Source organism: Pseudomonas sp. AFG_SD02_1510_Pfu_092 (genome assembly GCF_003331055.1).
Taxonomy (GTDB): domain Bacteria; phylum Pseudomonadota; class Gammaproteobacteria; order Pseudomonadales; family Pseudomonadaceae; genus Aquipseudomonas.
The window spans coordinates 24,797-38,753 of record NZ_PUQD01000002.1; the positions used below are offsets into that span (position 1 = coordinate 24,797).

12 protein-coding genes are annotated in these 13,957 nt (G+C 64.4%); 6 read left to right on the forward strand and 6 right to left on the reverse strand.

Going from position 1 to position 13,957, the window contains the following annotated elements; all coding sequences use genetic code 11:
* Positions 1-126: 126 nt before the first annotated feature.
* The 5 genes from C6A77_RS01370 (at position 127) to C6A77_RS01390 (ending at position 3,634) form a co-directional block, all read left to right on the forward strand.
* Positions 127-1,620 carry an RNA polymerase factor sigma-54 gene (locus tag C6A77_RS01370; protein ID WP_114167700.1) on the forward strand — a complete coding sequence of 498 codons (1,494 nt, stop codon included), beginning with the start codon at positions 127-129 and terminating at the stop codon, positions 1,618-1,620.
* A gap of 79 nt (positions 1,621-1,699) precedes the next feature.
* The gene (raiA, locus tag C6A77_RS01375; RefSeq protein ID WP_003255135.1) at positions 1,700-2,008 is read left to right on the forward strand and encodes a ribosome-associated translation inhibitor RaiA; all 309 of its coding nucleotides are present in this window, start codon (positions 1,700-1,702) and stop codon (positions 2,006-2,008) included.
* Between the two features lie 12 nt (positions 2,009-2,020).
* A complete protein-coding gene (ptsN, locus tag C6A77_RS01380; RefSeq protein WP_015269060.1) occupies positions 2,021-2,485 on the forward strand; it encodes a PTS IIA-like nitrogen regulatory protein PtsN in 465 nt (154 codons plus the stop codon).
* Between the two features lie 2 nt (positions 2,486-2,487).
* Entirely contained in the window at positions 2,488-3,342 is an 855-nt protein-coding gene (gene rapZ / locus C6A77_RS01385; RefSeq protein WP_114167701.1) for an RNase adapter RapZ, read from the forward strand.
* A 19-nt stretch (positions 3,343-3,361) separates the two neighbouring features.
* A complete protein-coding gene (locus C6A77_RS01390; RefSeq protein ID WP_085623981.1) occupies positions 3,362-3,634 on the forward strand; it encodes an HPr family phosphocarrier protein in 273 nt (90 codons plus the stop codon).
* 12 nt (positions 3,635-3,646) lie between these two features.
* On the opposite strand, the gene C6A77_RS01395 is transcribed toward C6A77_RS01390, so the two are convergent.
* From C6A77_RS01395 to pmbA, 3 genes are all read right to left on the reverse strand, one after another.
* Positions 3,647-5,023, reverse strand: coding sequence for a class II fumarate hydratase (locus C6A77_RS01395; RefSeq protein WP_114167702.1), 1,377 nt, complete (start codon positions 5,021-5,023; stop codon positions 3,647-3,649).
* Positions 5,016-5,417 (reverse strand): FagA protein, encoded by a 402-nt coding sequence (locus C6A77_RS01400; RefSeq protein ID WP_114167703.1) that lies wholly within the window; start codon positions 5,415-5,417, stop codon positions 5,016-5,018. The genes C6A77_RS01395 and C6A77_RS01400 overlap by 8 nt, the downstream gene beginning before the upstream one ends.
* A gap of 242 nt (positions 5,418-5,659) precedes the next feature.
* Positions 5,660-7,006 (reverse strand): metalloprotease PmbA, encoded by a 1,347-nt coding sequence (pmbA, locus tag C6A77_RS01410; protein WP_114167705.1) that lies wholly within the window; start codon positions 7,004-7,006, stop codon positions 5,660-5,662.
* Positions 7,007-7,114: 108 nt separating this feature from the next.
* Here pmbA and yjgA point away from each other — a divergent pair, with 108 nt between their 5' ends.
* Positions 7,115-7,636: a ribosome biogenesis factor YjgA gene (gene yjgA, locus C6A77_RS01415; RefSeq protein ID WP_009683052.1), complete on the forward strand. Its 522-nt coding sequence runs from the start codon at positions 7,115-7,117 to the stop codon at positions 7,634-7,636.
* A gap of 139 nt (positions 7,637-7,775) precedes the next feature.
* Here yjgA and tldD read toward each other — a convergent pair whose 3' ends face one another.
* Genes tldD through C6A77_RS01430 form a run of 3 tightly spaced genes read right to left on the reverse strand, consistent with a single transcriptional unit; the run spans position 7,776 to position 13,905 of the window.
* Positions 7,776-9,215, reverse strand: a complete 1,440-nt coding sequence (gene tldD, locus C6A77_RS01420; RefSeq protein WP_114167706.1) for a metalloprotease TldD — start codon at positions 9,213-9,215, stop codon at positions 7,776-7,778.
* Positions 9,216-9,217: 2 nt separating this feature from the next.
* On the reverse strand, positions 9,218-10,069 hold the full coding sequence (locus C6A77_RS01425) for a carbon-nitrogen hydrolase family protein (protein ID WP_114167707.1): 852 nt from the start codon (positions 10,067-10,069) through the stop codon (positions 9,218-9,220).
* A gap of 8 nt (positions 10,070-10,077) precedes the next feature.
* Positions 10,078-13,905 (reverse strand): YhdP family protein, encoded by a 3,828-nt coding sequence (locus tag C6A77_RS01430; RefSeq protein ID WP_114167708.1) that lies wholly within the window; start codon positions 13,903-13,905, stop codon positions 10,078-10,080.
* Positions 13,906-13,957: the final 52 nt, after the last annotated feature.

Below are 13,957 nucleotides of genomic sequence, written 5' to 3' on the forward strand. Positions count from 1 at the left end.
AGTTGTTACAGTGCTCTAGGCAAACGCTACAATTTAAGGCATAAAACTTGCTTGATCTGGCGCTCCGGCGCCCTCGTGTAGTGGATGGCGCATGCGCGCCGGCGAACAAGGTATTAAGCCCCAGCCATGAAACCATCGCTCGTCCTAAAAATGGGCCAGCAACTGACGATGACACCGCAGTTGCAACAGGCCATCCGCCTGCTCCAGCTCTCCACCCTGGACCTCCAACAGGAAATCCAGGAAGCGCTGGAGTCGAACCCGATGCTCGAACGTCAGGAAGACGGCGACGACTTCGACAACAGCGACCCGATGGCGGACAACGCCGAGAACAAGCCGGCCGCCGAAGTCCAGGACAACAGTTTCCAGGAAACCACCGTCAGTGCCGACAACCTGGAAGATGGCGAGTGGAGCGAGCGCATTCCCAACGAGCTGCCGGTCGACACCGCCTGGGAAGACATCTACCAGACCAGCGCCAGCAGCCTGCCGAGCAATGACGACGACGAGTGGGATTTCACCACCCGCACATCGGCCGGCGAGAGCCTGCAAAGCCACCTGCTGTGGCAACTCAACCTGGCGCCGATGTCCGATACCGATCGCCTGATCGCCGTCACCCTGATCGACAGCATCAACGGCCAGGGTTACCTGGAAGATACCCTCGAGGAAATCTGCGCCGGCTTCGACCCCGAGCTGGATATTGAACTGGACGAGGTCGAAGCGGTACTGCACCGCATTCAGCAGTTCGAGCCGGCCGGTGTCGGCGCGCGCAACCTGGGTGAATGCCTGTTGCTGCAATTGCGCCAGTTGCCCGCCAATACCCCGTGGATGACCGAAGCCAAGCGCCTGGTCAGCGATTTCATCGACTTGCTCGGCAGCCGTGATTACAGCCAGCTGATGCGTCGCATGAAAATCAAGGAAGACGAGCTGCGCCAGGTCATCGAGCTGGTGCAAAGCCTCAACCCGCGCCCCGGCTCGCAGATCGAGTCCAGCGAGCCCGAGTACGTGGTGCCCGATGTGATCGTGCGCAAGGACAGCGACCGCTGGCTGGTGGAGCTGAACCAGGAGGCCATTCCGCGCCTGCGCGTCAACCCGCAGTACGCCGGGTTCGTGCGCCGGGCCGACACCAGCGCCGACAACACCTTCATGCGCAACCAGCTGCAGGAAGCGCGCTGGTTCATCAAGAGCCTGCAAAGCCGCAACGAAACCCTGATGAAGGTGGCCACGCAGATCGTCGAACATCAGCGCGGCTTCCTCGACCACGGCGACGAGGCGATGAAGCCGCTGGTGCTGCATGACATCGCCGAAGCGGTGGGCATGCACGAGTCGACCATTTCGCGGGTGACCACGCAGAAATACATGCACACGCCGCGTGGCATCTACGAACTGAAATACTTTTTCTCCAGCCATGTCAGCACCTCCGAAGGCGGAGAATGCTCGTCCACGGCGATCCGCGCGATCATCAAGAAACTGGTTGCGGCGGAAAATCAGAAAAAGCCATTGAGTGACAGCAAGATCGCTGGTTTACTGGAGGCACAAGGCATCCAGGTAGCCCGTCGCACCGTCGCCAAGTACCGCGAGTCCCTCGGCATCGCTCCGTCGAGCGAGCGCAAGCGACTGATGTAGCCCCTGAGATGTGCCACAGCGTTTGTGGGGCAGGTGCAAGACCTGCCTCTTTATGCACGGGCAACAAAGGAGAAGCTGTATGCAAGTCAATATCAGTGGACAGCATGTAGAAGTCACCCAACCACTGCGCGATTACGTGCTTGAAAAGCTCGCTCGCGTGGAAAGTCACTTCGACAAGATCACCAACGTGCAGGTCATCATGAAGGTCGAGAAGCTGCAGCAGAAGGTCGAGGCGACCTTGCAGATTCCCGGCGGCGAAGTGGTTGCCAACGCCGAACACGAAGACATGTATGCAGCGATCGACGCCTTGGCTGACAAGCTCGACCGCCAACTGAAAAAACACAAGGAAAAACAGCAAAGCCTGCTGCAAGGTGCAGCTGCTCGCTGATCCCCCTCATCCATGATCCGACTTGAAACCATCCTGACCCCCGGCCGTTCCCTCGTGAACGTGCCGGGCGGCAGCAAGAAGCGCGCCCTGGAAAAGGTCGCCACCGTCATCGCCGAACAAGTGCCGGAACTGGAGATGCAAGACGTCTTCGAAAAACTGGTCGCCCGGGAAAAACTCGGTTCGACCGGTTTCGGCAACGGCATCGCCATCCCGCACTGCCGCCTTGAAGGATGCTCCGCTCCGGTCAGCGCCCTGCTGCACCTGGAAGCCCCTATCGACTACGACGCCATCGATGGCGCACCGGTGGACCTGCTGTTCGTCCTGCTGGTGCCGGAAGCCGCCACCGATGCCCATCTGGAACTGCTGCGCCAGATTGCCAGCATGCTTGATCGCAAGGAGGTTCGTGATCGCCTGCGTGCGGCCACCAGCAGCGAGGCCCTGTTCCAGGTTGTCCTGGACGTACAGAACGAGCACTGAACATGCGCCTGATCATCGTCAGCGGCCGGTCCGGCTCCGGCAAGAGCACCGCCCTCGATGTCTTGGAAGACAACGGTTTCTACTGCATTGACAACCTGCCAGCCGGGCTGCTGCCGCAGCTGGCGGAAAATGCCCTGATCAACACCGAGTTGCTGCAACCCAAGGTCGCCGTGTCGATCGACGCGCGCAACCTGCCCAGCCACCTGACGCGCTTCCCCGAATTGCTCGAAGAAGCCCGTGCCCGGCATATCCAGTGCGATGTGCTGTACCTGGATGCCGACGAAGACGTGCTGCTCAAGCGCTTCTCGGAAACCCGCCGGCGCCACCCGTTGACCAACGCCGACCGCTCGCTTGCCGAAGCGATTCGGGTGGAAAGCGAATTGCTCGGGCCGATTGCCGACCTGGCTGACCTGAAGATCGACACCACTAGCCTGAACCTGTACCAGCTGCGTGATTCGATCAAGCTGCGCCTGCTCAACCAGCCCGAGCCAGGCACGGCGTTTCTGGTCGAGTCGTTCGGTTTCAAGCGTGGCATGCCGGTCGATGCCGACCTGGTGTTCGATGTACGCTGCCTGCCCAACCCCTACTGGAAGCCCGAGTTGCGTGAGCACTCGGGCCTTGAGCAACCGGTGATCGACTACCTGGCCGCGCAGCCGGATGTCGAAGAGATGTTCAACGACATTTCCAGCTACCTGCTCAAGTGGCTACCGCGCTTCGCCGCCAGCAACCGCGCCTACGTTACCATTGCCATCGGTTGCACCGGCGGCCACCACCGCTCGGTGTACATTACCGAACGCCTTGGCCAGTTGTTGCAGCAATCCCTGAAAAACGTCCAGGTTCGCCATCGCGACCTCTAGCCCAAGGATCCGCCCCACGATGCCCGCCCGTGAAATCACCATCATCAACAAGCTGGGCCTGCATGCCCGGGCGGCGGCCAAGTTCGTCGGCGTAGCCGGCCGCTTCCCCTGCCAGGTCAGGGTCGGCCGCGCGCCGGACAAGCTGGTAGACGGCAAGAGCATCATGGCGGTGATGATGCTGGCGGCCGGCAAAGGCACCCAGGTGCACCTGCATACCGAAGGTGAGCAGGACGAGGATGCCATGGCCGCGCTGGTCGAGCTGATCAACAACTATTTCGACGAAGGCGAATAACGTTCACGCCGGTCAGATACCACCGGCGGTCAGCTTTTCCGGGTCCAGCAGCTTCTCCAGCTGCTCACGCGACAGGTCGGTGTGCTCCAGCGCCACATCAATGATCGGGCGGCCCTGTTTGTAGGCGGTCTTGGCGATTTCGGCGGCTTTGAGATAGCCGATGATCGGGTTCAACGCCGTGACCAGGATCGGGTTGCGCGCCAGGGCTTCCTTGAGCTTGCCTTCGTTGACCTTGAAGCTGGCGATGGCTTTGTCGGCCAGCAGGCGGCTGACGTTGGCCATCAGCCCGATGCTTTCCAGCAGGTTGCGGGCAATCACCGGCAGCATCACGTTCAATTCGAAGTTGCCGGACTGGCCAGCGATGGCGATGGTGGCGTCATTGCCGATCACCTGCGCCGCGACCATGGCGGTGGCCTCCGGAATGACCGGGTTGACCTTGCCCGGCATGATCGAAGAGCCCGGCTGCAGCCCCTGCAACTCGATCTCACCGAGGCCGGCCAGCGGGCCCGAGTTCATCCAGCGCAGGTCGTTGGCGATCTTCATCAACGCCACCGCGGTCGTCTTCAGCTGCCCGGACAGGGCCACGGCGGTGTCTTGCGAGCCGATCAGGGCGAACAGGTTCTGCCCGGGGCGGAATTCGACCCGGGTCAGGTCGCTGAGCTGGCGGGCGAAGCCGCTGGCGAACTGCGGATGGGCGTTGATGCCGGTGCCCACGGCAGTGCCGCCCTGGGCCAGCGCTTGCAGGCTCGGCAAGGTCGCTTCGAGGTGGGCCTTGGCAGCGTCGATCTGCGCCGCCCAGCCATCCAGCACCTGGCTCATGCGCACCGGCATCGCGTCCATCAGGTGGGTACGGCCGGTCTTCACGTACGGGTGCACCTGCACCGATTTGGCCTCGATTACCTCGACCAGGTGCGCCAAGGCTGGCAGCAGTTGCTCATGCAGGGCCAGGGCGGCACTGACATGAATGGTGGTGGGGATGATGTCATTGCTGCTTTGGCCACAGTTGACGTGGTCGTTGGCGTTGACAGCGTCGCCCAGAACACGGCTGGCCAAGGTGGCGATCACCTCGTTGGCGTTCATGTTCGAGCTGGTGCCGGAACCGGTCTGGAACACATCCACCGGGAAATGCTGCAGGTAGTCCCCCGCCAGCAGTTGCTCGACGGCTTTGACGATAGCCTCGCCCTGTGCCGCCGACAGCTGCTGCAGTTCGACGTTGGCCTTGGCCGCGGCAGCCTTGGCCAGCAGCAGCGCACGAATGAACTGGGCCGGCATGCGCTGGCCGCTGATCGGGAAGTTGTCGACAGCGCGCTGAGTCTGGGCACCGTACAGGGCCTGGGCCGGCACTTGCAATTCACCCATGCTGTCGCGTTCGATACGGGTATCACTCATGGTCAAATCCTTGCATCAGTTCATCGGGAGAAATCGACGGCAGCAGGCGGCAACTGGCCAGTTGCAGGGCGTACGGCTGCCAGCGCTGGTTCTGGGCCTGGCGGTCGAGGTTGCGCAGTTGCAGCAGCGGCCGCCAGGCCTGGTCCAGGCATAGGCAGCGCCAATGCCAAGGCAGCATGCGGTCGCTGGCGGTATCGAGCAGCAGGCGGAAGGAAGTCATCGCCACAGTCCAGGGTGAGGTCTCGGTGCAACACGCCAGGTAACGGCCTTCGGCCAGGTAGTGCTCGATGAGGCGCGGCTCGTCAGGCTCGAGCGCGCAACGAATGCGTCGGCTGAGCCAGCGCCAGTTGTCCAGGTAGGGCAGTTCGCGGAGGACGGGTTTCATGAACATCATCGCCGGGTGGTCGGATAATGAGATTCATTATTAATTGATATTTGATATCAATTCAAGTGTGGGGTGATCAAACAGAAAAACCCGGCGGAGGGCCGGGTCTTCGGTTTCACTGGAAATTTTCCACTGCCTGCACCGGCCCTTTCGCGGGCTTGCCCGCTCCCACAGGGATCGCACAGGCTTCAAGCTTGTGCACTACCTGTGGGAGCGGGCAAGCCCGCGAAGAGGCCGGTACAGGCTAAAGATCAGCTACCAGCAACGGTCATCCGCTCGATCAGCACAGACCCCGTGTGGATATTGCTGCGGGTCTCAAGATCACTGCCAATCGCGACAATCTGCTGGAACATATCCTTCATATTGCCGGCAATGGTCACTTCCTGCACCGCATGCTGGATCTCGCCATTTTCGACCCAGAAGCCCGCCGCACCACGGGAATAATCGCCCGTCACCATGTTCAGGCCGTGGCCCATCAGTTCGGTGATCAGCAGCCCGCGGCCCATGCGCCGGATCAGCGCCGCCTGGTCTTCGACGCCATGGCTGACGAACAGGTTGTGCACGCCGCCGGCGTTGGCCGTGCTTGGCAAACCCAGCTTGCGCCCGGAATAGGTACCCAGCAGGTACGAAACCAGCTCGCCCTTGTCGACGAACGGCTTGGCATAGGTGGCCAGGCCATCACCGTCGAATGCAGCACTGGCCAGTGCGCGCGGGATATGCGGGCGCTCGTCGAGGGTCAGCCAGGAGGGGAACAAGCGCTGGCCAAGGGTGCCCTCGAGGAAGGACGACTTGCGGTACAGATTGCCGCCGGAAATGGCCGACAGGAAGCTGCCGAACAGGCCGCCGGCCAGCTCGGCCGAGAACAGCACCGGCACCTCGCAGGTCGGCACCGGCCGCGCGCCCAGGCGGCTGGCGGCACGCTGGGCAGCGCGCACGCCGATGCTACGCGGGTCGGCCAGCAGGTTGCCCTGGCGGTTCACGTCATACCAGTAGTCACGCTGCATCTGCCCGTCGCCTTCGGCGATCATCACGCAGCTCAAGCTGTGCCGGGTCGAGGCGTAGCCACCGATGAAACCATGGCTGTTGCCATACACGCGGCAGCCTTGGTGGGTATTGAGGGTGGTGCCGTCGGCGTTGAGGATACGCGGATCGGCGTCGAACGCCGCCGCCTCGCAGGCCAAAGCCATCTCGATGGCCTTCTCGGGCTCCAGATCCCAGTCGTGGTAAAGGTCCAGGTCTGGGATCTCGCGGGCCATCAGCGCCGCGTCGGCCAGGCCGGAGCAGTCGTCCTCGGAGGTATGCCGGGCAATCGCCAAGGCTGCCGCGACGGTTTCGCGGATCGCTTCCGGGCCGCTGGCCGAGGTGCTGGCCGAGCCTTTGCGCTGGCCGACATAAAGGGTGATGCCAAAGCCCTGGTCGCGGTTGAATTCGACCGTTTCGACCTCACGCTGGCGTACCGTGGTGGACAGGCCCTGCTCCAGCGACACCGCCACTTCGCAGGCGCTGGCGCCCTGGCGGCGCGCCTCGGCGATGATCGCCTCGACCTGCTCCTGCAATGCTGGCAGGTCTTGCGGACCTACGCTCTGGACTGCACTCATGGTTCTCTCCACTCAAATTCTGCGTTCGGCGAGGGTCATTCTACGACCGGGCCGGACAAGCGGCCCCCGACTGGTTATCATGGCGGCGATCTTTAGCGGACTGCCACCATGGTTGATTCAAACGACGACGCCTTCGACGGCGAAAAAAGCAAAACCCAGATCAAGCGCGAGCTGCATGCGCTGGTCGAACTCGGCGAGCGCCTTACCACGCTCAAGGCCGACACCCTGGCGCGCCTGCCGTTGACCGACGAGCTGCGCAAGGCCTTGGCCGAAGCCAGCAAGCACACCGCTCACGGTGCCCGCAAACGCCATATGTCGTTCGTCGGCAAGCTGATGCGCGTACAAGACCTGGACGCCATCCACGCCCTGCTCGAACAGATGGACAGCTCGACACGGCAATACAACGAGCGTTTCCACGGTCTGGAGCGCTGGCGTGACCGGTTGATCGACGGCAACGACGAAGACCTCGAACGCTTCGTCAACGAGTACCCCGACACCGATCGCCAGCAGTTGCGCTCGCTGGTGCGCCATGCCCAGCACGAAAAGGCACGGAACAAGCCGCCTGCCGCTGCGCGCAAGGTGTTCAAGTACATCCGCGACCTCGACGAATTGCAGCGCGGGTTACGCTGATCACCCTGGGGCCGCTTTGCGGCCCAATCGCGACACAAGGCCGCTCCCACAGTAAGTGCACGGCCATTTCTGCATGGCGCAATTCCTGTAGGAGCGGCCTTGCGTCGCGAAAGGACCGCAAAGCGGTCCCAGATGGCCATCACGCCCCGGTACCGCCAACGGTAATCGCATCCAGCTTCAAGGTCGGCTGCCCGACCCCGACCGGCACCGACTGCCCGTCCTTGCCACAGGTCCCTACCCCGCTGTCCAGCGCCAGGTCGTTACCGACCATCGACACCCGGCTCATCGCCTCCGGACCATTGCCGATCAGGGTCGCGCCCTTCACCGGCGCGGTAATCCTGCCGTCTTCGATCAGGTAGGCCTCACTGGTCGAGAACACGAATTTACCACTGGTGATATCCACCTGGCCGCCACCGAGGTTGGCGCAGTAGATGCCCTTTTTCACCGAAGCGATGATTTCCTGCGGGTCGCTTTCGCCAGCACGCATGTAGGTATTGGTCATGCGTGGCATCGGCAAGTGCGCGTAGGATTCACGGCGGCCGTTGCCGGTCACCGCCATGCCCATCAGGCGCGCGTTCAGCTTGTCCTGCATGTAGCCCTTGAGTACCCCGTTCTCGATCAACGTGGTGCATTCGGTCGGGGTGCCTTCATCGTCCACGCTCAGCGAACCACGGCGGCCTTCGAGGGTGCCATCGTCAACGATGGTGCACAGGCTCGACGCCACTTGCTCGCCGATGCGGCCGCTGAACGCCGAACTGCCCTTGCGGTTGAAGTCACCCTCCAGGCCATGGCCGACCGCCTCGTGCAACAGCACGCCCGACCAGCCCGAGCCCAGCACCACCGGCAAGGTACCGGCCGGTGCGGGGATCGCCTCCAGGTTCACCAATGCCTGGCGCAGCGCTTCGCGGGCGTAACCCATCACCCGCTCTTCGGTGAAGAAGCGGTAGTCGGTACGCCCGCCACCGCCCTGCCCGCCACGCTCGCGGCGGCCGTTCTGCTCGACGATGACGCTGACGTTGAAGCGCACCAGCGGGCGCACATCGGCAGCCAGGCTGCCATCGGCTGCGGCGATCAGGATTCGCTCCCAGACCCCGGCCATGCTCACGCTGACCTGCTGAATACGCGGGTCGAGGGCACGGGTGGCCGCGTCGACCCGTTTAAGCAGCTCGACCTTTTCGGCACGGCTGAGCACATCCAGCGGGTTGTCCGCCGGGTACAAGGCTGTCACATCCTGGCTACGGAAGGCCTGCACCCGGCCGTTCTGCCCGGCACGCGAGATCGAACGGGCGGCGCGGGCGGCCGAGGTCAGGGCCTCGAGGTTGATCGCGTTGCTATAGGCGAAGCCGGTCTTTTCACCGGATTGGGCACGCACGCCCACGCCTTGGTCGAGGTTGAAACTGCCCTCTTTGACGATGCCGTCTTCCAGCGCCCAGGTTTCCGAGATCTGGCCCTGGAAATACAGGTCGGCGGCGTCGATGCCGGGGCCGGCCAACTCACCCAGTACGCTCTGCAGGCTGTCCAGGGTCAAGCCGCCTGGGGCCAGGAGCTGCTCACTGACGGTGGATAACATCTGGCTCATAGTCACTCCGAGGTGTGCGCAGGCCGCAATGCGCCCTGCGAGAAAAAGCGCCGGTGCGAAACCACCGGCATGCGCGCCCGGATGGACGCCTGTTCATCAATGTCGCGCTCGGCGAGCAATACCGCTTCACCTTGCGCCTGTTCCGCGACGATACGCCCCCAGGGGTCGACGATCGCGGCATGGCCATGGGTTTCCCGTGGGCCCGGATGGGTGCCGCCCTGCGCCGCAGCCAGCACATAGCACTGCGTCTCGATGGCGCGGGCACGCACCAGCACTTCCCAGTGCGCAGCGCCGGTCACTGCTGTAAAGGCAGCGGGCGCGGTGATCAGTTCCGCACCGGCGGCACGCAGCGCGCTGTACAGTTCGGGGAAACGCAGGTCGTAGCACACACTCAACCCCAGGCGACCCAAGGGTGTATCTGCCACCACCACCTGGCCGCCATGGGCGTAATCGTCGGATTCGCGATAACGGCCGCGGTTGTCGGCAACGTCCACATCGAACAGGTGCAGCTTGTCATAGCGTGCTACCACCTCGCCGTGCTCGTCGACCAGCAGCGAGCAGGCATGGGCCTTGGCTTCGGGCTGGCCGACCGGTGGCAAGGGCAAGGTCCCGGCGACAATCCATAACTTGAGGTCGCGGGCGGTGCGTTTCAACCAGGGCAGGATCGGCCCTTCGCCCAGCGCTTCGGCGCGGCCAATGGCGGCGGCGTCCTTGCGGCCCATGGCGGCGAAGTTTTCCGGCAGCACGGCCAGGCGGGCGCCACCGAGCGCCGCCTGCTCCAGCAGGGCACCGGCTCGCTGCAGGTTGGCCAGTACATCGTCCTGGCTGACCATCTGGATTACCGCTGCCTTCATGGGCACTCCTAACGGGATTTCTCGAAAGGTTTCACAAAAGTGATTCTAGGCTCTTTCCACGGCCCTTCGACACGGTAGTGCACGCTGGCAAAGCGCGATACGCGGTCGCCGATCAGCCGGTCGACCAGGAACAGCGCCCCACCGACCGCCGGCGCGCCGACGATCAGCGCCGCCAGCGGCAGGTTGTTGGTCACCGGCAAGGTCACCTGCAGGTTGGCATCGACGCGGTCGCGGACCATGTCCAGGGTGCCATCCAGCTCGAAATTGCTCGACGGGCCGGTCACGCTGATCGGCTCTCGGGTCACGTAGACCCCATCACTGGCCACCAGCAGGCCCTTGACCCGGTCGTAGGCAAGGCCCTTGTCGAACAGGTCGGAGAAGTCCAGGCGCAGCCGCCGACCAATGGAGTTGAAATTGAGCAGGCCGAACACCCGCAGCGCCTGGGCACTGCCCTCCACTTCGACGAACTGGCCGGTGCGCAGTGCCGCGTCCATGCTGCCGGAGAAGCGCGTCAGGCTCACCGAGGCGGGCGAACCCGGCCAGCGGCCATCCACATCCAGGCGGAAGTCGCGGCTGGTCACGGTCGGGGCAAAGCCCCAGGCGTTGAGCACATCCGCCAGGTTCTTGCCGTCCAGACGGCCCTTGTACCAGCTGCTGGTACTCCCCGGCTGGCCCTCCCAGCCGCCACCGCCATTGATACGCAGGCCTTTGAAGTCGAGGTTGATATCGCTGGCGGTCACACCGCGCGCGGTCGGCCGCAACTTCAGCGATGCGCTGCCGTACAGGTCGTCACCGCGGTAGAGCTTGTCGATGCCCAGGTCCAGCGCCGGCACCTTGCGCGGGTCGAACGAGGCCAGCGGGTCCGGTGCCTCCGCCGCCTGCGCGTCGGCCTGTTTTTCAGCCGCGCTGGCGGCAGGCAGGCGCAAGGTCTGCAGGCGCACCACCATCGGTGCACCCTTGGCATCCGGCACGCGGGCGTTGCCAATGACTTCCTTGCTGTCCAGGCGCAAGTCCCAGGCGGGGCCGCCACGCACCAGGCGCACCACGGCCTGGTTCAGCTCCTGGCCGAAGGCTTTGAGTTGGCCGATGCTCAGGTCGACGCTTTGCAGGTTCTGTCGCGCGCTACCACCCGGGTCGTCCCCCGCCAGCCGCGCCGCCTGCTCCTGCCAGGGCGCCAGGTCCAGCGCCTCCAGCCGACCCCGTACCCGCAGGCCCTGGCCGGCAGGTAGCTGGGCGTCACCTGCGCCCAGCAGCAGCTCGCCACGGCCCTGGGCCAGTTTGCCGGCCGGCGCTGCATAGGCAAAACGGGCGAGGTCGATGTAAGCCGCGTCGAAACGCCGTTCAGGCCCCTGCAGGGTCATGCTGAAACGGCTGTCACGAGCATCCGCCGCGGCCTTGCCGAACGGCGCCGGCAGGTCGATGGCCAGGCCTTTGAGGCTGGAGTTGATGCTCAGGCGGTTGTCACGGCTACCCAGGCTGAGTTGCAACTGGTACGGCAGCTCGCCGGATACTGGCACGGCCTGGGTGAACTGCAGCCAGTCGGTCAGCGCCTTGAGCGAGACCTTGCCATTGGCGTCGATGCGGGTCTGCATCTGCCCAGGCTGGCCTTCGGCGCTGATCTGCGCCGTCACCGGCTTGCCGAAGGCTTGCAGGCTGATGCCCTTGCCGCTCAGGCCCTTGTCGTAATCGAAACTGAAGTCACCCTTCAGGCGGCTCAACTCCAGGCTCGGCGGCGCCACCTTCAGCCGCGCATCGTGCGTGGCGAAGTCCACCTGCACGTTCGGCCGCTGCCCGTGGGCCAGCGGAATGTCGAGCTTGAGCTTGCCCTTGAGCGGCCCTTCCCCCTCCCAACCAGCGAAGACCTCGCCGGTGCCGATCGGCGCTTCCTTGAGAATCTTCAGGCCATCGCCCAGGCTGCCGTCGAAGTCGCCATTCAGGTACAGGTGGCTGTGCTGGCCCTCTTCGACATGCGGGATATCGACGGTCACATCACTGACCTGGGTGTCGAGCAGCATGCCCCGCTGGGCCGTGATACGTACACCGCTGTCCTCGATGAACACATCGCCATCCACATGCTGCACCTGTGGCCAGCCCGGCTGGAAGTCCAGGGCGGCATCACGCACCTTGAAGAACAGGCTGATGCTGCGGGCTTCCGGCGCCACGCCATGGTTCAGCGAGCCCTGGTACTGGAAATAACCTTCGTCCACCGTGCCTTTGACGATCGCGCTGCGCAGCCATTCGTCGAGGGCCGGGCTGAGCACTTCGGGCAGGTACTTGGCGGTGTAGCGGCCATCGCCTTCGGTCAGGCCGACGCGCAGGTCCATGTAGTCCTCGCGGCCCTCCTCGAACAACAGCCGAATGAGGAAGTCACCGGCGATCTTGCCCTCCTCGCCCAACACCTTGAGATAAGGGGCGACCAGGGTGAAACCTTGCTGGTCCAAAGCCCAGGTCAGCCGCGCGTTGGCCTTCTGGTAATGCCAGGGTTTGGCGAAGATCGGGTACAGATGCAGCATGAACGCATCGGTATCCAGGCGCAGTTCACCCTGGCCCAGGTCACCGCTGATGCTGCCGCTGACATTACCGGCAGCCGGGGCATTGCGATAGGCATCGAAGCCGACCTTTTCCAGGTTGGCCTCGAACTGCAGGCGCTGGTCACCCGCGGCCTTGGGCCGGGCGACCAGGCGCACATTGCGCAGCACCCCGGTCACCTTCAAGCCATCGACCACGGCCATGACCTTGTCCGGCAGCGGCGCCAGGGCATCGATCAGCGGCGTCAAGGGGGTCAGGTCCAGGCGGTCGGCCTGAAGCTGCCAGCGTTCTGCAGCAGCATCCTCGCCGGGGCGCTGCTGCAATTGCAGGTGCGACTCCCAGCGGCGCTTGCCGATGTCCATGGCCAGCGAGTCGACCACCACGTCGAAGCCTTGCTCCTGACGCTGGAACCAGGCGCCCAGCGCCAGGTTGTTAACGCCAGCGGCCTTGCGCCCGGCATAGGCGCCCTGCAGTTCAGGTGCATTGAGGCGGACAACGGCCTGCTGCAACTGCCCCTGGCGCCAATCGACCCAGAACTCGCCGCCGGCGCGCAAGGCGTCGGCATGCCACTGCCCGAGCAGGCGTGGCGGCAGCCAGCGCGCCCAGTCACTCTGCGGCAGGCTCAGGTAGGCTTCGGCCTGGCCTTCGCGCCAGGCGCCGGCCGACGCCCGACTCCGCAGGTTCAGGGCCAGCGGCTGGCCATCGGGCAGGGTCGCGCGCAGGTCCAGGGCCTGGCGTGAAGCACCGGCCTGCAAACCGGCGCTCACATAGGTCAGGGTCAGCGGGTCGCGTTGCCAGGGGTGCAAGGTGACCTGGCTGTCGAACACATCGATGCGGCCCAGCTGGCGCAGGCGTTGCAGCAGCTCGGCCGGGTCGAGGGGCGCGTCGTCCTTCTTCGGCAGGCCTTCGAGGTTCCAGGCGCCCTGCTCGTTCTCGCGCAGGATCAGTTGCAGGCCGCCCAGCTGAATGCGTGCCAGGCGCACTTCACGCGCAGTGAGGCTGGCCCAGAGGTCGGGCACCACCTTGACCTCGTCCAGGCGCAGCGCCGTGGCCCCTTCGCCCAGCTGCAGATCGCGCACTTGCAGCACCGGTGCCAGGCCGCTCCAGCGGCCTTCCAGGGCACCGACATGCACCGGCAGGCCCAGAGCCTGCTCGGCCTTGCTTTCGACATCGGCCCGGTACTCGGCCACCAGCGGCACCAGTTCGCGGCCAAGGCTGACATACAGCGCCACCAGCACCGCCAGCAGGGCGCAAACGCCCAGCCCCCAGCGGGTCAAGGCAACCAGAACGCGGCTCAGACGTTCCATGGCCGTTGGCCTCCAGGTCGTTTATCCATGACGACAGCGCGTGCCGGGCGTG

Bases quoted from the DNA above. Each gene is read 5' to 3' on its own strand.
- C6A77_RS01370 (WP_114167700.1), top strand. From the start codon at position 127: ATGAAACCATCGCTCGTCCTAAAAATGGGCCAGCAACTGACGATGACA.
- raiA (WP_003255135.1), top strand. From the start codon at position 1,700: ATGCAAGTCAATATCAGTGGACAGCATGTAGAAGTCACCCAACCACTG.
- ptsN (WP_015269060.1), top strand. From the start codon at position 2,021: ATGATCCGACTTGAAACCATCCTGACCCCCGGCCGTTCCCTCGTGAAC.
- rapZ (WP_114167701.1), top strand. From the start codon at position 2,488: ATGCGCCTGATCATCGTCAGCGGCCGGTCCGGCTCCGGCAAGAGCACC.
- C6A77_RS01390 (WP_085623981.1), top strand. From the start codon at position 3,362: ATGCCCGCCCGTGAAATCACCATCATCAACAAGCTGGGCCTGCATGCC.
- C6A77_RS01395 (WP_114167702.1), bottom strand. From the start codon at position 5,023: ATGAGTGATACCCGTATCGAACGCGACAGCATGGGTGAATTGCAAGTG.
- C6A77_RS01400 (WP_114167703.1), bottom strand. From the start codon at position 5,417: ATGATGTTCATGAAACCCGTCCTCCGCGAACTGCCCTACCTGGACAAC.
- pmbA (WP_114167705.1), bottom strand. From the start codon at position 7,006: ATGAGTGCAGTCCAGAGCGTAGGTCCGCAAGACCTGCCAGCATTGCAG.
- yjgA (WP_009683052.1), top strand. From the start codon at position 7,115: ATGGTTGATTCAAACGACGACGCCTTCGACGGCGAAAAAAGCAAAACC.
- tldD (WP_114167706.1), bottom strand. From the start codon at position 9,215: ATGAGCCAGATGTTATCCACCGTCAGTGAGCAGCTCCTGGCCCCAGGC.
- C6A77_RS01425 (WP_114167707.1), bottom strand. From the start codon at position 10,069: ATGAAGGCAGCGGTAATCCAGATGGTCAGCCAGGACGATGTACTGGCC.
- C6A77_RS01430 (WP_114167708.1), bottom strand. From the start codon at position 13,905: ATGGAACGTCTGAGCCGCGTTCTGGTTGCCTTGACCCGCTGGGGGCTG.